The sequence below is a fragment of the Streptomyces sp. NPDC001507 genome, from assembly GCF_042894765.1.
In the GTDB taxonomy this organism is placed as follows: Bacteria; Actinomycetota; Actinomycetes; order Streptomycetales; family Streptomycetaceae; genus Streptomyces.
Window position 1 is genome coordinate 153,321 of the sequence record NZ_JBIAVV010000014.1, and the last position, 21,704, is coordinate 175,024.

The following is a 21,704-nucleotide window of genomic DNA, read 5'->3' on the forward strand; positions in this document are numbered from 1 at the left end:
GCAACCTCTGGACCAGGCGCCCTTCCGGGAACGGAAGGACACGGTGTCGGCGTTGAACGGGGAGCGCCCTGAATACGCACCCTGTTGGTCGTGAGTGTGACCGGCGCTGGCTCCCCCTGTCTCGCCGCCACTCGGCGCTGCGTTGCGCCCCCTGCGCGCCGGCTCGATCCTGCGGCGGTTCCGTGGAATTCCAGCACAGTGCCGGATCTCCAACAAGGGCCGTGGACCGAGCTGTGACCTCCGTGACAGCGTGTGAGTGACACGTTACGAGATGTGGAAGCCGATCGCGTACATAAAGGGCGTATCCCTGTCAGTCGCCGGTGCGCGAGCCGTGTCCCAGTCGCCATGATCAGGAGCGGAATGACAGGTTCAGTTCGCCAATGTCCGTTTCGTTGCGGTGACTTGTCAGCCGGATATGACCGCTTTGACCCTCGGGTCGTGAGCAAACTCACATGTAGATCAGGGCCTCTTCACGGCTTCGGCCGGGAATTCGATGTTTAGCCTGGCGCTTTACAAGAGGGAAGTCTCTGCCAACCCACACATGACGGGGTCCAGTACAACCGTGAAGACGACGATGATGTTCCGCAACATAGCCAACCCCCGGCGCACCACCCTCGCCCACCTCAAGGACGCCGAGGAACTGCAGACCCCCGAGCTGCCCGAGCACTCCCTCGACCTTCCCTCCCAGACCGCCAACCCGCGGCGCACGATCCTCATGGAGATCCCGGCCGGGATCTCGGTCGCGGAGTAGTACGGGACCCGGCCGTCGATCACTCACCCACCCGGTGACCGGGTTATTCCGCGGCGGCCACCCCTCACCGCGTTAGCCTGGAGCGTCAGACTTCAGCCGGCTCAGTGAGGGGCGCCAGGATCCCGTGCGCATCGCCAGGTTCTCCATCGACGGGAACGTCGCCTTCGGCGCCGTCGAGGGCGACAAGCAGGACGAACTCGTCCTCGACATCATCAAGGGCATTCCGTTCGCGGACTTCGAGCTCTCCGGTACGAAGGTCCCGCTGAGCAAGGTCCGCCTGCTCCCGCCGGTGCTCCCCAACAAGGTCGTCGCCTACGGCCGCAACTACGCGGAGCACGCGAAGGAGCTGGGCAACGAGGTCCCGGACGCTCCCTTCGCCTTCTTCAAGCCGTCCACCTCGGTGATCGGCTCCGGCGACGACATCCAGTACCCGTCCTTCTCCCAGGACCTCCACCACGAGGCCGAACTGGCCGTGGTCATCGGCCGCATGTGCCGCGAGGTCCCGCGCGAGCGCGCGGCCGACGTCATTCTCGGCTACACCTGCGCCAACGACGTCACCGCCCGCGACGTCCAGAAGCGCGAGAAGCAGTGGGCCCGTGCCAAGGGCTTCGACACCTCCTGCCCGCTGGGCCCCTGGGTGGAGACGGACCTGGACCTCGCCACCGCGTCCGACCTGACGATCCAGCTCACGGTCAACGGCGAACAGCGCCAGCTCGGCCGTACGAGCGAGATGATCCACTCCATCGCGGACCTGATCGTCAACATCACCGAGGCCATGACGCTGCTCCCCGGCGACGTCATCCTCACCGGCACCCCGGCAGGGGTCGGCCCCCTCAGCGTCGGCGACGAGGTCGCCGTCACCATCGAAGGCATCGGCACTCTCACCAACAAGGTTGTCAAGCGTGGCTAGCGCACCCGGCACTCCCGTTCGCGTTCGTTTCTGTCCGTCCCCCACCGGTAACCCCCACGTGGGCCTGGTCCGCACCGCCTTGTTCAACTGGGCGTTCGCCCGGCACCACCAGGGCACGCTGGTCTTCCGCATCGAGGACACCGACGCGGCCCGTGACTCCGAGGAGTCGTACACCCAGCTGCTCGACGCGATGCGCTGGCTGGGCTTCGACTGGGACGAGGGCCCCGAGGTCGGCGGCCCGCACGCGCCGTACCGCCAGTCGCAGCGGATGGACATCTACCAGGACGTCGCCGCCAAGCTCCTCGACGCCGGCCACGCCTACCACTGCTACTGCTCCCAGGAGGAGCTGGACAGCCGCCGCGAGGCCGCCCGCGCCGCCGGCAAGCCCTCCGGCTACGACGGCCACTGCCGCGACCTGACCGCGGAGCAGGTGGCGGAGTACAAGGCCCAGGGCCGTACGCCCATCGTCCGCTTCCGGATGCCCGACGAGACGATCACCTTCACCGACCTGGTCCGCGGCGAGCTGACCTTCACCCCGGAGAACGTCCCGGACTACGGCATCGTCCGCGCCAACGGCGCCCCGCTGTACACGCTGGTCAACCCGGTCGACGACGCCCTGATGGAGATCACCCACGTCCTGCGCGGCGAGGACCTGCTCTCCTCCACCCCGCGCCAGGTCGCCCTCTACAAGGCGCTGATCGACCTCGGTATCGCCCGGCAGATCCCGGCCTTCGGTCACCTCCCCTACGTCATGGGCGAGGGCAACAAGAAGCTGTCGAAGCGCGACCCGCAGGCCTCCCTCAACCTCTACCGGGAGCGCGGCTTCCTGCCCGAGGGCCTGCTCAACTACCTCTCCCTGCTGGGCTGGTCGCTCTCCGCGGACCAGGACATCTTCTCGGTCCAGGAGATGGTCGCGGCCTTCGACATCTCCGACGTGAACCCCAACCCGGCCCGCTTCGACCTGAAGAAGTGCGAGGCGATCAACGCCGACCACATCCGCATGCTGGACGTGAAGGACTTCACGGAGCGCTGCGCCCCCTGGCTGCGGGCCCCCTTCGCCCCCTGGGCGCCGGAGGACTTCGACGAGGCGAAGTGGCAGGCGATCGCCCCGCACGCGCAGACCCGCCTGAAGGTCCTCTCGGAGATCACCGAGAACGTCGACTTCCTGTTCCTGGCGGAGCCGGTCCATGACGAGGCGTCCTGGACCAAGGCGATGAAGGAGGGCAGCGACGCCCTCCTCGCCACGGCCCGCGAGAAGCTGGAGTCGGCCGACTGGACCTCTCCCGAGTCCCTGAAGGAGGCCGTCCTGGCCGCCGGCGAGGCCCACGGCCTCAAGCTCGGCAAGGCCCAGGCCCCGGTCCGCGTCGCCGTCACCGGCCGCACGGTCGGCCTGCCCCTCTTCGAGTCCCTGGAGATCCTGGGCAAGGAGAAGACCCTGGCCCGGATCGACGCGGCACTGGCGAAGCTGACGGCGTAACGCCGGGACATGCGTGAGGGGCGGCACCCGGTGACTCCGGGGGCCGCCCCTCGGGCGTTCGGGTGAGACGGCGACGGCCTTGTCGATCAGGTGCCGGACCGCGCTACCGTCGGAGCCATGAGCATCAGAGCCGTGGTCTGGGACGTCGACGACACTCTTTTCGACTACACCACCGCCGACCGTGAGGGGATGCGGGCGCACCTGGTGGCGGAGGGGCTGCTCGCGGGGTGGGGGAGTGCGGAGGCGGCCCTGGTGCGGTGGCGGGAGATCACCGACCAGCAGTGGGCGCGGTTCTCGGCGGGTGAGCTCTCCTTCGAGGACCAGCGCCGCGACCGGGTGCGGGTCTTCCTCGGCGCGGAGCTGACCGACGTGCAGGCCGACGACTGGTTCCGCCGCTACCTGACGCACTACGAGGCCGTCTGGGCCCTCTTCCCGGACGTCCTGCCCGCCCTGGACGCCCTGGCGGCCGGCTACCGACACGCCGTGCTCTCCAACTCCAGCCGGCACGTCCAGGACCGCAAGCTGCGCACGCTCGGGGTCCACGACCGCTTCGAGGCCGTCCTGTGCGCCGCCGAACTGGGCGTCTCCAAGCCCGCGGCCGGCGCCTTCCTGGCAGCCTGCGAGGCCCTGGAACTCGCCCCGCACCAGGTCGCGTACGTCGGCGATCATCCGGAGATCGACGGACGGGGGGCCGCCGACGCCGGGCTGCTGTCGGTGTGGATCGACCGTAACGGAGCGTTCACCGGGCCGGTCACCAGGGCCGACGCACCCGTCGGCCCGCACCGGATCGCCTCCCTCGCCGAACTGCCCGCGATCCTCCGCGCCGATACCCGTTTTGGAGCCCCGTCCACCTTCAGGTAATGTTCTTCCTGCGCCGCCGGGGAGCGGGCCGAAAGGCCGGAACCGGAGGCGCGAAACTAGAACAAGGTCCCCTCAGGGGCTTGCGTTCCAGTGGCCTATGGTGTAATTGGCAGCACGACTGATTCTGGTTCAGTTAGTCTTGGTTCGAGTCCAGGTAGGCCAGCTCGCAGAGCTCATCTGCAAAGCCCCCGTTGTGTAGCGGCCTAGCACGCTGCCCTCTCAAGGCAGTAGCGCCGGTTCGAATCCGGTCGGGGGTACGGAGATCTTCCACGGATGATCGCTAGGGCCCCCGTTGTGTAGCGGCCTAGCACGCCGCCCTCTCAAGGCGGTAGCGCCGGTTCGAATCCGGTCGGGGGTACGAACTGGTCTAAACCATCATTGGTCTATGGTGTAATTGGCAGCACGACTGATTCTGGTTCAGTTAGTCTTGGTTCGAGTCCAGGTAGACCAGCTCGGATCTGCGGCGGTGCAGTTAAACGCTCGTAAGATCCACGCCCCCGTTGTGTAGCGGCCTAGCACGCCGCCCTCTCAAGGCGGTAGCGCCGGTTCGAATCCGGTCGGGGGTACGCGAGGAAGGCCCTCCGCTTCGGCGGGGGGCCTTCTGTCTGTGCGCACGGCGCCCTACTCGAAGCCGTAGCGGCGGGCCGACTCCTCCTCCTGGGCCAGCCGGTGCAGCGCCTGGAGCATCGGCTCCACCAGCACCGCGCTGGCCACCGCGGCCTCCACCTTCTCCTCCTCCGACGGACGCGTCTCCAGGAAGTCCAGGTCGGCGACGGCCGCCTGGTACATCAACTTCGCGTGCGGGACGAGGAGTTCGGCGCCCCAGTCGTAGCCGAGCCGACGGAACGCGGCCAGTGCCACCACCAGCTGCCGGTACGCAGGCGAGATCGTCGTCAGCTGCTTGGCGTTGTCCCAGCCGAGGGCGTCCAGCAGGGCGTCGGCCTCCCGGTGCGCGCCCCGCACGTACTCGTCGTCCTCGTCCGGCTCCGGCAGCTGCGGCAGCGCCCACAGTGCGGCGCCCACCCGGATCGTGCGGCCCAGCGAGTCGTCGTCGACATGCCCGAGCACCTCGCGGACCGTCGCCACGGGGATCCGGCCCACCTGGATCATCGCCCGCACCAGTCGCAGCCGCCGCAGGTGCTCCTCGTCGTACTCGGAGGTCGTGGCGTTGACCTGCCGGCCGGGCGGCAACAGCCCCTCGCGCAGGTAGTACTTGATCGTCGCGGCGGACACCCCGCTGCGCTCGCTCAACTGGGCAAGCCGCATGCCTTGCGCGCCTCCTTGGTAAGTGCCACTATCCAAGCATCGACAAAAGGATAGTGCCGCTATCCGACAGGCCTCCGGGGGTGCCGTTCCTCATGTCCGCCAAACCGATTCGGGGCCGTACGACCGCTGCCCGCGAGGGCGATGCCGTGGTTCTGCTCATCGGCATGCGCATCAACCACTTCCGGGCGGTCCACCAGTGGCTCCCGGTCATGCTGTCGATGTTCCGCATGCTGAAGGAGCTGGCGCGGGACCCCGGCCGGGGGCTGCTCGGCCGCGTCCTGCTGACGGCGTCGCCGCGGACGTACTACGTCGTCCAGTACTGGGAGTCGAAGGAGAAGCTGTACGCGTACGCGAGTTCGCCGGACATGGTCCACCACGGGATGTGGAGCATCGTGAACCGCAAGGAGCGCGCTGGGAAGCTGCGCGGCCATGTGGGCCTGTGGCACGAGACGTACGTGGCGCCCGAGGGCGGCTACGAGTCGATCTACTTCGACATGCCCGAGTTCGGCCTGGGCGCGGCGAGCGGCGTGCTGCCGCTGGAGCGCCGGGGACGTCTTGCGAAGGACCGGCTCGCTTATCGCGCCGGGAGCTGACCTACCCAGGGGCGCGGGGAACTGCGCGACCAGCCACGACGATGTCGCAGACGGCTGACGGCCTGTGGGGCACATCCTGCGCCGTGGGAGCTCCGGTCACTGGGTGGGTGCGGGCAGCATGTGGCTGATCGCGCAGTTCCCCGCGCCCCTGAGTATCTCCGCTCCAGTCGGAAGAGACCTGCCGCGGCGTTGAGGCCGGTCTCTCCTCGGCGGGAGCTTTGTCTGTCAGCCCGTGCGGCGCAGGGCCTCGGAGAGGCGGGCGGCGGCGTCGATCACGGCCTGCGCGTGCATGCGGCCGGGGTGGCGGGTCAGGCGCTCGATGGGGCCGGAGACGGAGACGGCGGCCACCACCCGGTTCGAGGGCCCCCGCACCGGCGCCGACACCGACGCGACGCCCGGCTCCCGCTCGCCGATGGACTGGGCCCAGCCGCGGCGGCGCACACCCGACAGGGCCGTCGCCGTGAAGCGGGCGCCCTGGAGGCCGCGGTGCAGCCGCTCCGGCTCCTCCCAGGCCATGAGGATCTGGGCCGAGGAGCCGGCCTTCATCGTGAGCGTCGAGCCGACCGGGACCGTGTCCCGCAGACCGGACAGGCGTTCCGCGGCGGCCACGCAGATCCGCATGTCGCCCTGGCGGCGATACAGCTGTGCGCTCTCTCCGGTGATGTCACGGAGGTGCGTCAGCACCGGGCCCGCCGTCGCGAGCAGGCGGTCCTCGCCGGCCGCCGCGGCCAGCTCCGCGAGTCGCGGGCCGAGAATGAAACGGCCCTGCATGTCGCGTGCCACCATGCGGTGGTGTTCCAGGGCCACGGCCAGCCGGTGGGCCGTGGGTCGTGCCAGTCCGGTGGCCCCGACCAGACCCGCGAGGGTGGCCGGACCGGACTCCAGGGCGCTCAGGACAAGGGCCGCCTTGTCCAGCACGCCGACGCCGCTACTGTTGTCCATGCAACGATACTCACGTCTCACTCTGTGAAACGCAAGTTCAATTTTCCGTGGAACGCGCCACCCTGGAATCACACAGTGGCCCGCAGACCAACGGGCCCGGCGGCGGACGCCCGGAACCACGACTTCAGGGGCCCGGAACACGGGCAGCCGCCTCCTCAAGATCTCTAGTTGGGCCGGTGCACGACTGCCGGCCGGAGGGAAAGCGATGGGTAGGACACTCGCGGAGAAGGTCTGGGACGACCACGTCGTCCGGCGCGCCGAGGGCGAGCCCGACCTCCTCTTCATCGATCTGCACCTGCTGCACGAGGTGACCAGCCCGCAGGCCTTCGACGGGCTGCGCCAGAACGGCCGCCAGGTGCGCCGCCTCGACCTCACCATCGCGACCGAGGACCACAACACCCCGACCCTCGACATCGACAAGCCCATCGCGGACCCGGTCTCCCGCGCCCAGCTGGAGACGCTGCGCAAGAACTGCGCCGAGTTCGGGGTGCGCCTGCACCCGCTGGGCGACGTCGAGCAGGGCGTCGTCCACGTCGTCGGCCCCCAGCTGGGCCTGACCCAGCCCGGCACGACCGTGGTCTGCGGTGACTCCCACACCTCCACGCACGGCGCGTTCGGCGCGCTCGCCTTCGGCATCGGCACCTCCCAGGTGGAGCACGTGCTGGCCACCCAGACGCTGCCGCTGGCCCGCCCGAAGACCATGGCCATCACGGTCGACGGCGAGCTGCCCGAGGGCGTCACCGCCAAGGACCTGATCCTGGCGATCATCGCGAAGATCGGTACCGGCGGCGGCCAGGGCTACATCCTGGAGTACCGCGGCTCCGCCATCGAGAAGCTCTCGATGGAGGCCCGCATGACCATCTGCAACATGTCGATCGAGGCCGGCGCCCGTGCGGGCATGATCGCCCCCGACGAGACCACCTTCGCCTACCTCAAGGGCCGTGCCCACGCCCCCGAGGGCGAGGAGTGGGACGCGGCGGTCGCGTACTGGAAGACCCTGAAGACGGACGCGGACGCCGAATTCGACGCCGAGGTGCACATCGACGCCGCCGCGCTCTCGCCGTTCGTCACCTGGGGCACCAACCCGGGGCAGGGCGCGCCGCTTTCGGCGGACGTCCCCGACCCGGCTTCGTACGAAGACGCTTCGGAGCGCCTCGCCGCCGAAAAGGCCCTGGAGTACATGGGGTTGGAGGCCGGCCAGCCGCTGCGCTCGATCAACGTGGACACTGTTTTCGTAGGCTCCTGCACCAACGGCCGGATCGAGGACCTGCGCGCCGCCGCCGAGATCCTCAAGGACCGCAAAGTCGCGGACGGCGTACGGATGCTGGTCGTCCCCGGCTCCGCGCGGGTCGGGCTGCAGGCCGTCTCCGAGGGCCTGGACGTGGTCTTCAAGGAGGCCGGCGCCGAATGGCGGCACGCCGGCTGCTCGATGTGCCTCGGCATGAACCCCGACCAGCTGGCCCCCGGCGAGCGCTCCGCGTCCACCTCCAACCGCAACTTCGAGGGGCGGCAGGGCAAGGGCGGCCGTACCCACCTGGTGTCGCCGCAGGTCGCGGCCGCAACCGCCGTCCTGGGCCACCTGGCCTCCCCGGCCGACCTGTCCGACGCTCGTACGCCCGCTGGAGTCTGATCAGCCATGGAAGCATTCACCACGCACACCGGCCGGGCCGTCCCGCTGCGCCGCTCCAACGTCGACACCGACCAGATCATCCCTGCTCACTGGCTCAAGAAGGTGACCCGGGACGGCTTCGAGGACGGTCTGTTCGAGGCCTGGCGCAAGGACGAGAACTTCGTCCTCAACCGCCCCGAGCGGCAGGGCGCGACCGTCCTGGTCGCCGGCCCCGACTTCGGCACCGGCTCCTCCCGTGAGCACGCCGTCTGGGCGCTGCAGAACTACGGCTTCAAGGCCGTGATCTCCTCCCGCTTCGCCGACATCTTCCGGGGCAACTCGCTGAAGAACGGCCTGCTCACGGTGGTCCTGGACCAGAAGATCGTGGAGACGCTGCAGGAGCTCTCGGAGAACGACCCGCAGGCCGAGATCACCGTCGACCTGGAGGCCCGCGAGGTGCGCGCCGAGGGCGTCACCGCCTCCTTCGAGCTGGACGAGAACTCCCGCTGGCGGCTGCTGAACGGCCTGGACGACATCTCCATCACCCTCCGGAACGAGGCCGACATCGCCACTTACGAGGCCAAGCGGCCGTCGTACAAGCCGCGGACGCTCCAGGTCTGACCCGGATCCGCTTCGGCGGGATCCGTCACATCTGAATACGGCTGGTTTCAGCCATCGCAACACCCCGCCTGTACCCCCGATCGCCACGATTGGGGGTACAGCCATGTCTGCACCCGAACGGGCGCTCGCGTTGTCGCAGGTCTTGCCAACTTCCCACGTTAGGGCGGATGTTGTCGGGGTAAGTGAGTGCTGTGTCCGCGGCTTCCGCAAGTGCCCGGAAGGCCATTTGAGGCGCCAGTTGCACCCTGCGCAGGCGACAACTCGCCCCAGATGGCACAATCTGTGCATGGAACACGACGGCCAACTCCAGCTCTATGCGGCGGTCGCGGGCCAACTCAAGGAAGCGCACACAAAAGTGCGCGCACTGCAAGTCCCGGAGGGCGTACGGATGGCGCTGACCCGGAAGCTGCTGGTCATTACGGCCGCGGCCAAACACGACGTCGCCGACGCGGCGCGGCGGCTCGAACGGTTCAACGCGGACCTCGACGCGGGTCGAATCCCCGAAGAGGACCGCTGACCGGACCGTACGAACCGGCCGAGTCCGTTGCGGCACAAGGGTGATAAGCCCGTTTCGTGTTTGATTTGCGGTATATATCTGCCTAACGTGCGAAAAAGCTTGAACACATTCGTTCTGGCGATGTCTCCGAAGGGGAAGACGTGAACAAGGCGCAGCTCGTAGAAGCGATTGCCGACAAGATGGGCGGCCGCCAGCAGGCCGCCGAGGCTGTCGACCATGTCCTGGACGCCATCGTCCGCGCGGTCGTCGCGGGTGAGCGGGTCTCGGTCACCGGCTTCGGGTCCTTCGAGAAGGTGGACCGTCCCGCCCGTTACGCCCGCAACCCCCAGACGGGCGAGCGGGTTCGGGTCAAGAAGACCTCCGTGCCGCGCTTCCGCGCCGGTCAGGGCTTCAAGGACCTGGTGAGCGGCTCCAAGAAGCTCCCGCGCGGCGGCGAGGTCTCGGTTAAGAAGGCGCCCAAGGGCAGCCTGACCGGCGGCGCTTCGGCGACGGTCAAGAAGGCTGCGGCGAAGAAGACCACGGCTGCGGCGAAGAAGACGACGGCGAAGAAGACCACCGCCGCGACCGCGAAGAAGACGACGGCGAAGAAGACCACCGCCGCGACCGCGAAGAAGACCGCGGCCAAGACCACCGCCAAGAAGACCACGGCGACGGCGAAGAAGACGGCCGCGAAGAAGGCGCCGGCGAAGAAGGTCACCGCGAAGAAGGCGCCGGCCAAGAAGTCGACGGCCCGCAAGGCCACCGCCAAGAAGACGACGGCCGCGCGCTAAGGCGGGGCCCAGCTCGACAGCGCGGCCGGGATACTCACGCGACGGGCCGGATTCCCTTGGGGAGTCCGGCCCGCGGTGTGTTCGGGGCGCAGAGTTCCCCGCGCCCCTGAGTCGGTCGGCTCAGAGCGTCTGCAAAGTCACCAGGGTGATCCGGAGGTCGGCTCCGGCCCCCTCCGTTTCGATCCGTACCCGCTGCCCAGGCCTGAGCAGGCGCAGACCGCCCGCCTCGAAAGCCGCCCCGTCGAAGGGCACCGGCGTTCCGTCGTCGAGGAGTACCTGACCGCTGCGGGTCTCGGGGTCGTACGTGTATGCGGTCGCCTGCATGAGCGCAGCCTACTGGTCCGGGATCAGCAGGCGGGCGGCCACCGCGGCCGTGCGGGGGCCGACGCCCAGGGCGAGGGCCGCGCGCAGGTCGGCGCCGGTGTCCACGTCCTGGCGTACCGAGTCCACGCCCGCCAGGCGCAGTTCCGCGGCGCCCGAGGCGGCGTGCCGGGCGCGGGAATCCGGGCCGAATGCGGGCGCCAATTCCTGGCCGGGGACCGCCGCCAGCAGGGTGGTGCCGATTGCCGCGGCATCCGGCAGAAAAGCGCGTGGGAATTCCGCGGCCGCGTCGAGGACCCGGGCCAATTCCAGCGGGCGGACGGCCGGGAGATCGGCGTTCAGGGCCGCCACGGGGCTTTCCGGACGCGATGCCCGGACGGCCGCCGCCCCGTGCCGCAGCGCCGCGTTCAGGCCGCCGGCGGGAGTGTCCGGGACGATCCGCGCGCCCAGCGCCGACAGCTCCCGCCCGGCCAGCGTGTCGTCCGTGACGACCGCCACATCCTTCACCGACTGGCAGGCCAGGGCGGCCGCCACCGTGTCCTGGGCGAAGGCGAGGGCCAATGACGGGCGGACGCCGTCCGCCGCGGTGTCCGCGAGCCTGCTCTTGGCACGGGCCAGCGGCTTGAGCGGGATGACCAGGGTCCACTGCACAGTCGTACCGTCCCTCCCTTGTTGCCTCATTGTCACCCGGGCCCACGGGGTGGTCGCGACACCGAGGCGTACGGTGTTCTCGACAGGCCGGCGGGCCGGGGCCACACTTCTTCCCGATCCCAGGCCGGGAAGAAGTCCTAGAGGAAGGTGTCCGCGTGCCCCGCCGGAGAATCGGCTTCTGGTACCGCTTCGCTGCGGTGCTCTGCAAACCTCCGCTGGTGGTTCTGATCAAGCGGGACTGGCGTGGAATGGAGAACATTCCGGCCGAGGGCGGTTTTATCACCGCGGTGAACCACAATTCTCACATCGACCCCTTCGCCTACGCCCACTATCAGTACAACACCGGCCGTGTTCCGCGATTCCTCGCGAAGAGCGGGCTTTTCAAGAAGGGATTCGTCGGCGCCGCGATGCGCGGTACCGGCCAGATCCCCGTCTACCGCGAGTCCACCGACGCGCTCAGCGCCTTCCGGGCCGCGATCGACGCCGTGGAGCGCGGCGAGTGCGTCGCCTTCTACCCCGAGGGAACGATCACCCGCGACCCGGACCAGTGGCCCATGACCGCCAAGACCGGTGCCGCCCGGGTCGCCCTGCAGACCAAGTGCCCGGTGATCCCGGTCGCCCAGTGGGGCGCCAACGAACTCCTCCCGCCGTACGCGAAGAAGCCCAACCTGCTGCCCCGCAAGACGCACCACGTCCTCGCGGGCCCGCCGGTCGACCTCACGCGCTTCTACGACAAGGAGATGACCCAGGACGTCCTCAAGGAGGCGACCGAGGTCATCATGGCGGCCATCACCCGCCAGCTGGAGGAGATCCGCGGGGAGAAGGCTCCCGAGACCCCCTACGATCCACGCCAGGTGCGGATCGAGCAGCGACGCCGCACGCGTGCGCAGAGTGGTCTGGAAGAGGAGAGCGGCAAGTGAGCATGCCTGCCAAGGCGGCGGTCTTCAGCGCGGGTTCGTGGGGTACCGCCTTCGGGATGGTACTCGCCGACGCCGGGTGCGAGGTCACCCTGTGGGCGCGGCGCCCGGAGGTGGCGGAGGCCGTCAACTCCGGCCGTACCAACCCCGACTACCTGCCGGGTGTGGAACTCCCCGGGAACCTGCGGGCCACCACCGACCCAGCCGAGGCGGCAGCCGGCGCCGACTTCACGTTCCTGTCGGTTCCGTCCCAGACCATGCGGGCCAACCTCGCCGAATGGGCGCCGCTGCTCGCGCCCAGAACGGTCCTCGTCTCCCTCATGAAGGGGGTCGAACTCGGCACCGCCATGCGGATGAGCGAGGTGATCGAGGACGTCGCCAAGGTCGGCCCGGACCGCGTCGCCGTCGTCACCGGCCCCAACCTCGCCCGGGAGATCGCGGCCCGCATGCCGGCCGCCGCCGTGGTCGCCTGCACCGACGAGACGGTCGCCCGGCGGCTGCAGGCGGCCTGCCACACGCCGTACTTCCGGCCGTACACCGAGACCGACGTGGTCGGCTGCGAACTGGGCGGCGCGGTGAAGAACGTCATCGGCCTCGCCGTGGGCATCGCCGACGGCATGGGGCTCGGCGACAACGCCAAGGGTTCGCTCATCACGCGCGGTCTCGCGGAGACCGCGCGGCTGGGCACCGCCCTCGGTGCCGACCCGCTGACCTTCTCGGGGCTCGCCGGGCTCGGCGACCTGGTGGCCACCTGCTCCTCCCCGCTCTCCCGCAACCACACCTTCGGCACCAACCTCGGCAAGGGCATGTCCCTTGAGGAGACCATCGCGGTCACCAAGCAGACCGCCGAGGGCGTCAAGTCCTGCGAGTCCGTGGCCGATCTGGCCCGCCGGCACGGCGTGGAGATGCCGATCACGGAGACGGTCGTCGACATCGTGCACGAAGGCAAGCCTCCGGTGGTCGCTCTCAAGGAGCTGATGTCGCGCAGCGCTAAGCCCGAGCGACGCTGAGCGACCCCGTCCCGCCGACGCTGTCTCGGGGCCCTACCACCGGGTACTCTCAACGCGATATGAGCACCGAGAACCTCCCCCAGAGCCCTGAGCAGCCCTCTCGCAAGCCGCGTGTGGCCGTCGTCTTCGGCGGCCGCAGCTCCGAGCACGGGATCTCCATGGTCACCGCCGGAGCCGTCCTGAGCGCCATCGACCGGACCAAGTACGACGTCCTGCCGATCGGCATCACCCGGGAAGGCCGCTGGGTGCTCACGGCCGACGAACCCGAACGCATGGCGATCACCGAACGCCGTACGCCCGAGGTCGCCGACCTGGCGGAATCCGCCGAGGGCGGCGTGGTGCTCTCCGTCGACCCGGCCGACCGCGAGGTCGTCTACAGCGAGCCGGGTTCGGTGCCCAAGGCGCTCGGCGAGGTCGACGTGGTCTTCCCGATGCTGCACGGCCCGTACGGCGAGGACGGCACCCTGCAGGGCCTCCTGGAGCTGTCCGGCGTCCCGTACGTCGGCTCGGGTGTGCTCGCCTCGGCCGTCGGCCAGGACAAGGAGTACATGAAGCGGGTGTTCGCCTCCTTCGGGCTCGCCGTCGGCCCCTACCTGGTGATCCGGCCCCGCGAGTGGCAACAGGACGAGTCCGCCGCCCGCAAGCGGATCGTCGACTTCGCCGGCGAGCACGGCTGGCCGCTGTTCGTGAAGCCCGCGCGTGCGGGTTCGTCGATCGGCATCACCAAGGTCGACGACCTCTCCGGCCTGGACGAGGCGATCGCCGAGGCCCAGTCCCACGACCCCAAGATCCTGGTCGAGGCAGCCGTCCGCGGCCGCGAGATCGAGGTCGGCGTCCTGGAGTTCGAGGACGGCCCGCGGGCCTCGGTACCGGCGGAGATCCCGCCGCCCTCGGAGCACGCGTACTACGACTTCGAGGCCAAGTACATCGACTCCACCCCCGGCATCGTCCCGGCCCCCCTCACCCCCGAGGAGACCGCCGAGGTCCAGAAGCTCGCGGTGGACGCCTTCGAGGCCGCCTCCTGCGAGGGCCTGGTCCGTGCCGACTTCTTCCTCGCGGAGGACGGCCGTTTCGTCATCAACGAGATCAACACGATGCCGGGCTTCACGCCGATCTCGATGTACCCCCAGATGTGGCAGGCGACCGGTGTCGCCTACCCCGAGCTGATCGACCGCCTGATCCAGGCCGCCCTGAACCGCTCGACCGGGCTTCGCTAGAAAACGCCCCGCACCGAAGCGCCCCGTCAAGGGGCGCGGGGCTGTGTTCGGTATGCGGCTCCGCCGCGTGGGCGCGAGCAACCACCGACGACCCGCGGCCGAACAAGCGCGCAATACGCCGTCAGTCGACTGCGGCGCCATCGTGGCTTGTCGCGCAGTTCCCCGCGCCCCTGAAGGGGCGCCGCCGCCTAGTCGGCGATTCCCTCAGGAATCGCCTTCTTGATGGCCGGCGCCAAGCTCACCAACGGCGCCATGCCGTCCCCGGTCCGCCCCGCGGGAATCGTCACCTCCACGTACGCCTTCCGCAGCGTCGTCGTGAACCGAAACGATTTGTCGGCCTGCTGCTCCAGCAGCCACCCCACCCCGTTCACCTCGACCCCGTCGGCTTCTGGGTCGGCCATCTTCGCGGGCCGCGAAACACCACAGCGCAGTATGATCGCCGGGTCGCCGCCCCAACCTGCGGTCAGCGGAGACGCCGGTTCGGGATCCTGCCGGCCCAGCTTGTCGACCTTCGTCGGCAGCACCCGGTCAAGGCGATCGCAGAGCGTCACAACCGCCCCGCCCGGACTGGGAACCGCCGCCGACGGGGCGTCGTCTGCTGATGAGCAGCCCGCTGCCGCGGTCATCAGCGCGGCGAGCACGGGCAGACCGAATGGCCGGTGACGGAAGAAGTTCACCGGCCAAGGGTAGACGGGGGCTACAGATGGACGACCGGGCAGGTCAGGGTGCGCGTGATGCCGTCCACTTGCTGGACTCTCGCGACCACCAGCCGGCCGAGTTCGTCGACGGTCTCCGCTTGCGCGCGCACGATGACGTCGTACGGTCCTGTCACATCCTCGGCCTGGATGACTCCAGGGATCTTGCTGATGATCTCGGCGACGGTCGACGCTTTGCCGACCTCCGTCTGGATCAGGATGTACGCCTGTACCACGGAACCTCCAGGGCGGCCACGAGGATCATGTGGGGAAAAGGAACGCCACGGTATCGCGTCGCCGCTCACCGAGGGGAGACCTGCGCGGACAGGGGCTTGCGCGCCGGGGTGCAGGCAGCACAGATGTTGACGGTCACCTCGACCGTATCCAGGACGACGGTGACGCGCGAGCGGGCACGGCAAGGCAGAGAAGGGGCGAAAGGGCAATGAAGGGCACTGTTGGTGAGCTCGGGGAGTTCGGGCTCATCAGGGAGCTCACCTCCCGTCTCACCACCACTCCGGCGGTCCGGGTCGGTCCCGGCGACGACGCCGCGGTGGTCGCCGCGCCCGACCGCCGGGTGGTGGCGAGCACCGACATCCTGCTGGAGGGCCGGCACTTCCGCCGCGACTGGTCCACGGCCTACGACGTGGGCCGCAAGGCGGCCGCGCAGAACCTCGCGGACATCGCCGCCATGGGCGCCGTGCCGACCGCCCTGCTGCTCGGCCTGGTCGTGCCCGCCGAACTCCCGGTGACCTGGCCCAGCGAGCTGATGGACGGCATCCGGGACGAGTGCCAGGTGGCCGGCGCCTCGGTGGTCGGCGGCGACGTGGTCCGCGGCGACACGATCATGGTGTCCATCACCGCGCTCGGCGACCTGCGCAACCAGGAGCCGGTCACCCGGGCCGGCGCCCAGCCCGGCGACCTGATCGCGGTCACGGGCTGGCTGGGCTGGTCCGCGGCCGGCTACGCGGTGCTCTCCCGCGGCTTCCGCTCGCCCCGGGCGTTCGTGGAGGCGCACCGCCGACCCGAGCCGCCGTACCACGCGGGCCCGGCCGCCGCCGCCCTCGGCGCGACCGCGATGTGCGACGTGAGCGACGGGCTGATCGCCGACCTCGGGCACATCGCCGAGGCCAGCAAGGTGCGGATCGACATCCGCTCCGGCGCGATCGACATCCCGACCCAGATGAACGACATCGGCCAGGCCGTCGGCGTCGACCCCATCCAGTGGGTGCTCACCGGCGGCGAGGACCACGCGATCGTGGCGACCTTCCCGCCGGACGTGAAGCTGCCCGCCCGCTGGAAGGTCATCGGCGAGGTCCTGAACCCGTCCGCGCTGCCCCAGGTGACCGTCGACGGCGCGCCCTGGACCAGCAAGGGCGGCTGGGACCACTTCGGGGACATCGAGTCGTGAGCCTGCCGCGCGTACTGACGGTCGCGGGCTCCGACTCCGGCGGCGGGGCCGGGATCCAGGCCGACCTGAAGACCATGCTCGCGCTGGGCGTGCACGGGATGAGCGTGCTCACCGCGGTCACCGCGCAGAACTCCGTGGGTGTGCAGGGGGCTTGGGAACTGCCGGTCGAGGCCGTCCGTGCCCAGTACCGCAGCGTGGTGGACGACATCGGCGTCGACGCGGTGAAGACCGGGATGCTCGCCTCCGCCGAACTCGTGGAGGCGGTGGCCGAGTTGCTCGCCGGGACCGACGCGCCCGTGGTCGTCGACCCGGTCGGCGTCTCCAAGCACGGCGACCCGCTGCTCGCCGCCTCCGCCCTGGACTCGGTCCGCACCAGGCTCCTCCCGCTCGCCACCGTCGCCACCCCGAACCTCGACGAGGTGGCCCAACTCGCCGGCGTGCACGTCGAGTCGGAGGCCGATCTGCGCCGGGCCGCGGCGGCCGTGCTGTCGTACGGCCCCACCTGGGTGCTGATCAAGGGCGGGCACCTGCCCGGCGAGGCGGTCGACCTGCTCACCGACGGCACCGACGAACTCCTGCTGCGCGCTCCCCGGTACGACAACCGGCACACCCACGGCACGGGCTGCACCCTCGCGTCCGCGATCGCGTCGCAGCTCGCGAAGGGGCGGTCCGTGCCGGAGGCGGTGACGGCGGCCAAGGAGTACGTCACCGGGGCGATCGAGGCCGGCTTCCCGCTCGGCGCCGGGATCGGTCCCGTGGACCACGGCTGGGCCCTCAGGCCCGGGACAGGGCCGGGTACTCCCGCAGCCTGATGTCCGTGGCCGCCTTCTCGGTCATCCTCTTGAAGAAGCGGGCCAGCGGACGGGAGGCGAGCACCCGGTACATCCGGTCCCGGCTGCGGATGCGCCGCTCGGTCGGCGGGGCGAAGAACGGGCCGGCGTTCCCGGAGATCTTCTGGCAGCCCTTGGCGAAGTCCCGGATCCGGGACTCGTACTCGGCGAAGGCGGTACGGAAGTCACCGCCCGCGAGGGCCAGTTCACCGGCGAGGACATAGGCGCCGACGATCGCCACGCCCGTCCCCATCCCGCCCATCGTCGCCCCGTACCCGGCGTCCCCGAGCAACGCCACCCGCCCCTCGACGAGCCGGTCGACGTGGATCTGGGCGATCGCGTCGAAGTACAGGTCGTCGGTCTCGTCGAGGGCCTGGAGGAGGGCGGGGCCCTCCCAGCCCATCCCGGCGAAGCGGTCCATGACGATCCGCTTGACCGCCGCGAGGTCCCGGCGGTCGTACGACAACTCCTCGGAGCGGAAGACCAGCAGCGCTCCGGCGCGGTCCGGGTCGCCGTCGTAGTTGCCGATGACGAACGCGCGGCCGGGCTCGCTGTAGACGCGGCCGGTGCGGTCCAGGCCCAGGTGGTTGGGGACGTCGAAGCCGGCCACGTAGTGGTCGAAGAAGCGCAGGTAGCGGGACTCGTCGCCGAAGACCAGGCGGCGGGTGTCGGAGTGCAGTCCGTCGGCGCCGACGACCAGGTCGAAGCGGCGGGGCGCGCCCTTGTCGAAGGTGACGTCGACGCCCTGCGGGTCCTGGGCGACGGAGGCGATCGAGTCGCCGAAGACGTACTCGACGTCGTTCCTGGTGCGTTCGTACATGATCTGCGCGAGGTCGCCGCGGAAGATCTCCACGTCGCCGCTCATCAACTCGGCGGGCAGGTCCACCCGCGGGCTGCCGTCGGCGTCGACGACCGTCTGGCGGCCCATGTGGGTCTGGCGGGCGTGGATCTCGTCCCAGATGCCCATCGAGGTCAGGACCGTGCGGTGGACGTGGCCGCGGAAGTCGACGGCGAAGCCGCCGCCGCGCAGTCGGGCCGCCTTCTCGACGACGGTGACGCGGGCGCCGAGCCGGGCCAGGTTGAGGGCGAGGGCGGGTCCGGCGACGCTGGCGCCGGAGATCAGGACGCTGAGGTGGGCGAGGTTCTTCGCGGTGGTCTGGTCCGTGTTCTTCGTCATGCGACGAGCTTCGGCGGGGGCGCTGACCGTCCCCCTACCGTTCGCTGACCGCCGCTGACCGTCGCCGCCGGCCCTGCTCGAAGGCCTGGTCGTACGCCTCGGCGGAGAGCTTCGCCCGCGTCTCCCGCTCGACGCGTGCGACGTCCGGGTCGCCCTCGGTCCGGCCGCCCCGCAGGCCCGCCGCGGCGCCCAGCAGCTCCGCGGCCCGCTCGGCGGAACCGGCGGCGGAGGCCAGTGCCTCGGCCGCGTCGGCGAGTTCCAGGTCGCCCGGCCCCTCCACGGCCAGCTCGGCGGCCTGCCGGAACCAGTCGCCGGCCTCCTCGGCGTGCCCCTCGGCGGCGGCCGTGCGGCCCAGCCCGATGAGGCTGCGGACGGTCTCCCCGACGCTGAACCAGTTGGCGGCGCACTCCCGCAGGGCGATCTCGTAGTGCACGCGCGCGTGGGCCGTGTTCCCGGACAGCCGGGCCGCGTCGCCCAGGCCGCGCCGGGCGGCCGCCACCTTGTCGGGGAGCCCGGCGCCCCGCGCGAGCGCCAGCGCCTCCTCGAAGTGGGCCACCGCGGTCGCCGTGTCGCCCCGGTGCAGCAGCACGGTGGCCCGGGTGCGCAGCAGGTCGGCGGTCTCCTCGGGTGCGGCCAGCTCCCGCACGTGCGCCAGCCCCTCGTCGAGCAGTTCCAGGGCGCGTTCGGACTCCCCGCGCGCGTGGGCGAGCAGGCCGAGCGGGTCGAGGCAGTTGGCCAGGCCCCAGCGGTCCCCGGTGGCCCGGTATCCGGCCAGCGCCCGGGCGAAGCACTCCTCGGACTCCCGCGGCCGTCCGGCGAACTGCGCCCGGAAGCCGAGGCCCACGTCGAGCAGGGCGCGCGCCCAGGGGGAGCCGCCGGCCAGGGTGAGCGCGTGCGCGTCGGTGGCGGGCCGCGGACCGGCCGCGACCGCCCACAGCACGAGGATGTACGGCAGCCGCAACGGCCCCCGGTACGCGTCGAGAACGGCGTCCACGCGCGCGATGAGCTCCGGTTCGTCGCCCGCGCCGGAGAGCGCGTTGACCGCGCACAGCACGTACTCCTCCTCAAGGCCGGGCGGCGGCGCGTCCCCGGCCGCGGCCAGCAGTTCCCGGGCCGTCGCCACGCGTTCGCCGTGCACCCCGCGCAGCCGCCAGAACCAGGAGAGGGGGCCCATGAGACGCAGGGCTCCGCCGGTGTCGTGGCGCACGAGATGGCGCAGGGCCGCGTCCAGGTTGGCCTGTTCGGCGGCCAGCCGGGCCAGCCAGGGCAGCTGCCCGCCGCCGCGCAGGTGCGGCTCGGCCTCCTCGGCCAGCCGCAGGAAGTGGCCGGCGTGGGCGTCCGCCAGGTCCTGCGGACCGGACATGCTCTCGGCGGCGAAGGCCCGGATCGTCTCCAGCATCCGGTAGCGGCCCTCGGTCCCCGCCACGAACTCCACGAACGACTTCTCCACCAGCGAGGCCAGCACGTCCTCCGGATACGGCAGCCCGCACACCGCCTCGACCGCCGTCAGGGTCGCGCCTCCGGAGAAGACGGTCAGCCGCCGCGCCAGCTCCCGCTCCTCCTCGTCCAGCAGCCCCCAGCTCCACTCCACGACCGCGCGCAGGGTGCGGTGCCGGGGCGCCTTGGACCGGTCGCCGCGGGACAGCACTCGGAAGCGGTCGTGGAGGCGGTCGGCGAGTTCGTCGGGGGTGAGGGTGCGCAGCCGGGCCGCGGCCAGCTCGATGGCCAGCGGCAGCCCGTCCAGGGCGGCGCAGATGTCCGCCACGCGCGCGTGCCCGTCGAATCCGGGGCGCACCGCGCGGGCCCGGTCCAGGAAGAGCCGCACCGCGGGCTCCGGCGGCAGCGGGGGCACCGGGACCAGGACCTCGCCGGTGATGCCGAGCGACTCCCGGCTGGTGGCCAGCACGCGCACCCCCGGACAGGCGGCGAGGAGCAGCGCGGTGAGCCGCGCGGCCTCCTCGACCAGGTGCTCGCAGTTGTCCAGGACGAGCAGCAGCTCGCGCTCCTCCAGGGCGGCCAGCAGCCGGTCGGTGGTGTCGGCGGCGGGGCTGCGCAGGCCCTCGCGGACGCCGAGGGCGGCCAGGACGGCGTACGGGATCGCGGCGCCGTCGGTGAGCGGCGCGAGCTCCACGAAGCAGGCGCCGGGGTGCTGCTGGGCCGCCTCGATCGCGAGCCGGGTCTTGCCCGCCCCGCCGGGGCCGGTCAGCGTGAGCAGCCGGGAGGCGGCGAGCCCGGCGGCGATCCGGGCGAGTTCGGGCTCGCGGCCGACGAAGCGGGTGAGCTGGACCGGGAGGCGGGGCCGCTCGGGCGCCGCGCCCCGCAGCAGCTCCAGATGGAGCGCGGACAGTTCGGGGGAGGGATCGGCGCCCAGCCGGTCGGCGAGGGTGCGGCGTGCCTCCTCGTACACGGTGAGGGCCTCGGCGGGCCGCCCGGCCGCGTGCAGGGCCCGCATCAGCTGCCCGTACAGCCGCTCGCCCAGCGGCCGGCCGGCCAGCAGCGCCCGCAGCTCAGGCACCAGCTCCGCGCCGCCGCCGAGCGCCAGGTCCGCCTCGATGCGGTCCTGTACGGCGGCCAGCCGCAGCTCTTCGAGGCGCGCCGCCTCGGCCTCGGCGTCCGGGAGGTCGGGCAGCGCGGGGCCGCGCCACAGGGCGAGGGCCTCTCGGAGCCGGGCCGCGGCGGCCCGGTGGTCGCCGGCGGCGAGGGCGGCGCGCCCGGCCGCCGACCAGATTTCGAACTGGTGTGCGTCCACCGTGTCGGGGGTCACCGCGACCCGGTACCCGGTCGCGGTGGCCTCGATCTCCGCGTGCGGGGCCAGCCGCCTGCGCAGCCGCGAGATCTGCGACTGGAGCGCGTTGGCGGCCCCGGCGGGCGGCTCGGCGCCGTACAGGCCCTCGGTGAGGCGCTGGGTGGAGACCGGCCGGCCGGCGTCCAGGAGCAGCAGGGTGAGCAGGGCGCGGGGGCGGGGGCCGCCGGGGTCGACAGGAGTGCCGTCGTCGGTGCGTACGTCCAGGGGGCCCAGGATGCCGAAGCGCATGGGATCAGCTTGTCAGGGCACGGTCGGCCGGGGTCCGGGGTTTCCGGCACGGCTGAACGCGGGCACGGCAAAAAGCCGGCCCACCCGGAGGTGGACCGGCTCTGTGCAGCGAACCAGCGGTGGCCGC

General features: G+C 71.0%; 22 protein-coding genes and 5 tRNA genes. 19 read left to right on the plus strand and 8 right to left on the minus strand.

Annotated features, from left to right (window positions below):
* Window positions 1-562: 562 nt before the first annotated feature.
* From ACFY0K_RS38605 to ACFY0K_RS38645, 9 genes are all read left to right on the plus strand, one after another.
* On the plus strand, window positions 563-751 hold the full coding sequence (locus ACFY0K_RS38605) for a hypothetical protein (protein WP_351959709.1): 189 nt from the start codon (window positions 563-565) through the stop codon (window positions 749-751).
* A 124-nt stretch (window positions 752-875) separates the two neighbouring features.
* Window positions 876-1,661: a fumarylacetoacetate hydrolase family protein gene (locus tag ACFY0K_RS38610; RefSeq protein ID WP_390643791.1), complete on the plus strand. Its 786-nt coding sequence runs from the start codon at window positions 876-878 to the stop codon at window positions 1,659-1,661.
* Window positions 1,654-3,138, plus strand: coding sequence for a glutamate--tRNA ligase (gltX, locus tag ACFY0K_RS38615; protein ID WP_390643792.1), 1,485 nt, complete (start codon window positions 1,654-1,656; stop codon window positions 3,136-3,138). The genes ACFY0K_RS38610 and gltX overlap by 8 nt, the downstream gene beginning before the upstream one ends.
* A gap of 117 nt (window positions 3,139-3,255) precedes the next feature.
* Complete coding sequence (locus ACFY0K_RS38620; protein WP_390643793.1) at window positions 3,256-3,999, plus strand: HAD family hydrolase; 744 nt, start codon at window positions 3,256-3,258, stop codon at window positions 3,997-3,999.
* Between the two features lie 91 nt (window positions 4,000-4,090).
* Window positions 4,091-4,162: transfer RNA gene (locus ACFY0K_RS38625), tRNA-Gln, on the plus strand.
* A gap of 21 nt (window positions 4,163-4,183) precedes the next feature.
* A tRNA-Glu gene (locus tag ACFY0K_RS38630) sits at window positions 4,184-4,256 on the plus strand.
* 28 nt (window positions 4,257-4,284) lie between these two features.
* Window positions 4,285-4,357 (plus strand) — tRNA-Glu (locus ACFY0K_RS38635).
* A 21-nt stretch (window positions 4,358-4,378) separates the two neighbouring features.
* Window positions 4,379-4,450, plus strand: a tRNA-Gln gene (locus ACFY0K_RS38640).
* Window positions 4,451-4,492: 42 nt separating this feature from the next.
* Window positions 4,493-4,565: transfer RNA gene (locus ACFY0K_RS38645), tRNA-Glu, on the plus strand.
* 55 nt (window positions 4,566-4,620) lie between these two features.
* On the opposite strand, the gene ACFY0K_RS38650 is transcribed toward ACFY0K_RS38645, so the two are convergent.
* Window positions 4,621-5,265, minus strand: coding sequence for a MerR family transcriptional regulator (locus tag ACFY0K_RS38650; protein WP_351959705.1), 645 nt, complete (start codon window positions 5,263-5,265; stop codon window positions 4,621-4,623).
* Between the two features lie 92 nt (window positions 5,266-5,357).
* Here ACFY0K_RS38650 and ACFY0K_RS38655 point away from each other — a divergent pair, with 92 nt between their 5' ends.
* Window positions 5,358-5,858, plus strand: coding sequence for a DUF4188 domain-containing protein (locus ACFY0K_RS38655; protein ID WP_382717908.1), 501 nt, complete (start codon window positions 5,358-5,360; stop codon window positions 5,856-5,858).
* A 225-nt stretch (window positions 5,859-6,083) separates the two neighbouring features.
* Here the strand turns inward: ACFY0K_RS38655 and ndgR are convergent, their stop codons facing one another.
* Window positions 6,084-6,800 carry an IclR family transcriptional regulator NdgR gene (gene ndgR, locus ACFY0K_RS38660; RefSeq protein ID WP_089098541.1) on the minus strand — a complete coding sequence of 239 codons (717 nt, stop codon included), beginning with the start codon at window positions 6,798-6,800 and terminating at the stop codon, window positions 6,084-6,086.
* 205 nt (window positions 6,801-7,005) lie between these two features.
* Between ndgR and leuC the strand changes: the two genes are divergently transcribed.
* From leuC to ACFY0K_RS38680, 4 genes are all read left to right on the plus strand, one after another.
* Window positions 7,006-8,430: a 3-isopropylmalate dehydratase large subunit gene (gene leuC / locus ACFY0K_RS38665; RefSeq protein WP_388717611.1), complete on the plus strand. Its 1,425-nt coding sequence runs from the start codon at window positions 7,006-7,008 to the stop codon at window positions 8,428-8,430.
* 6 nt (window positions 8,431-8,436) lie between these two features.
* On the plus strand, window positions 8,437-9,030 hold the full coding sequence (leuD, locus tag ACFY0K_RS38670; RefSeq protein ID WP_390643794.1) for a 3-isopropylmalate dehydratase small subunit: 594 nt from the start codon (window positions 8,437-8,439) through the stop codon (window positions 9,028-9,030).
* Between the two features lie 286 nt (window positions 9,031-9,316).
* On the plus strand, window positions 9,317-9,547 hold the full coding sequence (locus ACFY0K_RS38675; protein ID WP_181802287.1) for a hypothetical protein: 231 nt from the start codon (window positions 9,317-9,319) through the stop codon (window positions 9,545-9,547).
* A gap of 140 nt (window positions 9,548-9,687) precedes the next feature.
* Window positions 9,688-10,317 carry an HU family DNA-binding protein gene (locus ACFY0K_RS38680; protein ID WP_390643795.1) on the plus strand — a complete coding sequence of 210 codons (630 nt, stop codon included), beginning with the start codon at window positions 9,688-9,690 and terminating at the stop codon, window positions 10,315-10,317.
* A 120-nt stretch (window positions 10,318-10,437) separates the two neighbouring features.
* Here the strand turns inward: ACFY0K_RS38680 and ACFY0K_RS38685 are convergent, their stop codons facing one another.
* Both ACFY0K_RS38685 and cofC read right to left on the minus strand, forming a co-directional pair.
* Window positions 10,438-10,641, minus strand: a complete 204-nt coding sequence (locus ACFY0K_RS38685) for a hypothetical protein (RefSeq protein ID WP_351959701.1) — start codon at window positions 10,639-10,641, stop codon at window positions 10,438-10,440.
* A 9-nt stretch (window positions 10,642-10,650) separates the two neighbouring features.
* Complete coding sequence (gene cofC / locus ACFY0K_RS38690; RefSeq protein ID WP_388602029.1) at window positions 10,651-11,289, minus strand: 2-phospho-L-lactate guanylyltransferase; 639 nt, start codon at window positions 11,287-11,289, stop codon at window positions 10,651-10,653.
* Between the two features lie 155 nt (window positions 11,290-11,444).
* Here cofC and ACFY0K_RS38695 point away from each other — a divergent pair, with 155 nt between their 5' ends.
* Genes ACFY0K_RS38695 through ACFY0K_RS38705 form a run of 3 tightly spaced genes read left to right on the plus strand, consistent with a single transcriptional unit; the run spans window position 11,445 to window position 14,433 of the window.
* Complete coding sequence (locus ACFY0K_RS38695; protein WP_352363368.1) at window positions 11,445-12,209, plus strand: 1-acyl-sn-glycerol-3-phosphate acyltransferase; 765 nt, start codon at window positions 11,445-11,447, stop codon at window positions 12,207-12,209.
* Entirely contained in the window at window positions 12,206-13,216 is a 1,011-nt protein-coding gene (locus tag ACFY0K_RS38700) for an NAD(P)H-dependent glycerol-3-phosphate dehydrogenase (RefSeq protein WP_351959698.1), read from the plus strand. Before ACFY0K_RS38695 ends, ACFY0K_RS38700 begins: the two co-directional genes overlap by 4 nt.
* 59 nt (window positions 13,217-13,275) lie before the next feature.
* Complete coding sequence (locus ACFY0K_RS38705) at window positions 13,276-14,433, plus strand: D-alanine--D-alanine ligase family protein (protein WP_382717924.1); 1,158 nt, start codon at window positions 13,276-13,278, stop codon at window positions 14,431-14,433.
* Window positions 14,434-14,621: 188 nt separating this feature from the next.
* On the opposite strand, the gene ACFY0K_RS38710 is transcribed toward ACFY0K_RS38705, so the two are convergent.
* Both ACFY0K_RS38710 and ACFY0K_RS38715 read right to left on the minus strand, forming a co-directional pair.
* Complete coding sequence (locus ACFY0K_RS38710) at window positions 14,622-15,110, minus strand: DUF3515 domain-containing protein (RefSeq protein WP_390643796.1); 489 nt, start codon at window positions 15,108-15,110, stop codon at window positions 14,622-14,624.
* Between the two features lie 20 nt (window positions 15,111-15,130).
* Window positions 15,131-15,364 (minus strand): Lrp/AsnC family transcriptional regulator, encoded by a 234-nt coding sequence (locus ACFY0K_RS38715; RefSeq protein WP_093498875.1) that lies wholly within the window; start codon window positions 15,362-15,364, stop codon window positions 15,131-15,133.
* Between the two features lie 206 nt (window positions 15,365-15,570).
* On the opposite strand from ACFY0K_RS38715, the gene ACFY0K_RS38720 reads away from it, so the two are divergent.
* Both ACFY0K_RS38720 and thiD read left to right on the plus strand, forming a co-directional pair.
* Complete coding sequence (locus ACFY0K_RS38720) at window positions 15,571-16,536, plus strand: thiamine-phosphate kinase (RefSeq protein ID WP_093498874.1); 966 nt, start codon at window positions 15,571-15,573, stop codon at window positions 16,534-16,536.
* Entirely contained in the window at window positions 16,533-17,348 is an 816-nt protein-coding gene (gene thiD, locus ACFY0K_RS38725; protein ID WP_390643797.1) for a bifunctional hydroxymethylpyrimidine kinase/phosphomethylpyrimidine kinase, read from the plus strand. Before ACFY0K_RS38720 ends, thiD begins: the two co-directional genes overlap by 4 nt.
* Here the strand turns inward: thiD and ACFY0K_RS38730 are convergent.
* Both ACFY0K_RS38730 and ACFY0K_RS38735 read right to left on the minus strand, forming a co-directional pair.
* Window positions 17,311-18,543 carry an FAD-dependent monooxygenase gene (locus ACFY0K_RS38730; RefSeq protein WP_390643798.1) on the minus strand — a complete coding sequence of 411 codons (1,233 nt, stop codon included), beginning with the start codon at window positions 18,541-18,543 and terminating at the stop codon, window positions 17,311-17,313. The genes thiD and ACFY0K_RS38730 overlap by 38 nt on opposite strands.
* A 34-nt stretch (window positions 18,544-18,577) precedes the next feature.
* Window positions 18,578-21,577 (minus strand): BTAD domain-containing putative transcriptional regulator, encoded by a 3,000-nt coding sequence (locus tag ACFY0K_RS38735; RefSeq protein WP_390643799.1) that lies wholly within the window; start codon window positions 21,575-21,577, stop codon window positions 18,578-18,580.
* Window positions 21,578-21,704 lie beyond the last annotated feature (127 nt).

Coding starts and splice junctions, on each gene's coding strand:
- leuD (WP_390643794.1), top strand. CDS start 8,437: ATGGAAGCATTCACCACGCACACCGGCCGGGCCGTCCCGCTGCGCCGC.
- ACFY0K_RS38655 (WP_382717908.1), top strand. CDS start 5,358: ATGTCCGCCAAACCGATTCGGGGCCGTACGACCGCTGCCCGCGAGGGC.
- leuC (WP_388717611.1), top strand. CDS start 7,006: ATGGGTAGGACACTCGCGGAGAAGGTCTGGGACGACCACGTCGTCCGG.
- ACFY0K_RS38620 (WP_390643793.1), top strand. CDS start 3,256: ATGAGCATCAGAGCCGTGGTCTGGGACGTCGACGACACTCTTTTCGAC.
- ACFY0K_RS38735 (WP_390643799.1), bottom strand. CDS start 21,577: ATGCGCTTCGGCATCCTGGGCCCCCTGGACGTACGCACCGACGACGGC.
- ACFY0K_RS38685 (WP_351959701.1), bottom strand. CDS start 10,641: ATGCAGGCGACCGCATACACGTACGACCCCGAGACCCGCAGCGGTCAG.
- ACFY0K_RS38675 (WP_181802287.1), top strand. CDS start 9,317: ATGGAACACGACGGCCAACTCCAGCTCTATGCGGCGGTCGCGGGCCAA.
- ACFY0K_RS38720 (WP_093498874.1), top strand. CDS start 15,571: ATGAAGGGCACTGTTGGTGAGCTCGGGGAGTTCGGGCTCATCAGGGAG.
- ACFY0K_RS38730 (WP_390643798.1), bottom strand. CDS start 18,543: ATGACGAAGAACACGGACCAGACCACCGCGAAGAACCTCGCCCACCTC.
- ACFY0K_RS38705 (WP_382717924.1), top strand. CDS start 13,276: ATGAGCACCGAGAACCTCCCCCAGAGCCCTGAGCAGCCCTCTCGCAAG.
- ACFY0K_RS38650 (WP_351959705.1), bottom strand. CDS start 5,265: ATGCGGCTTGCCCAGTTGAGCGAGCGCAGCGGGGTGTCCGCCGCGACG.
- ndgR (WP_089098541.1), bottom strand. CDS start 6,800: ATGGACAACAGTAGCGGCGTCGGCGTGCTGGACAAGGCGGCCCTTGTC.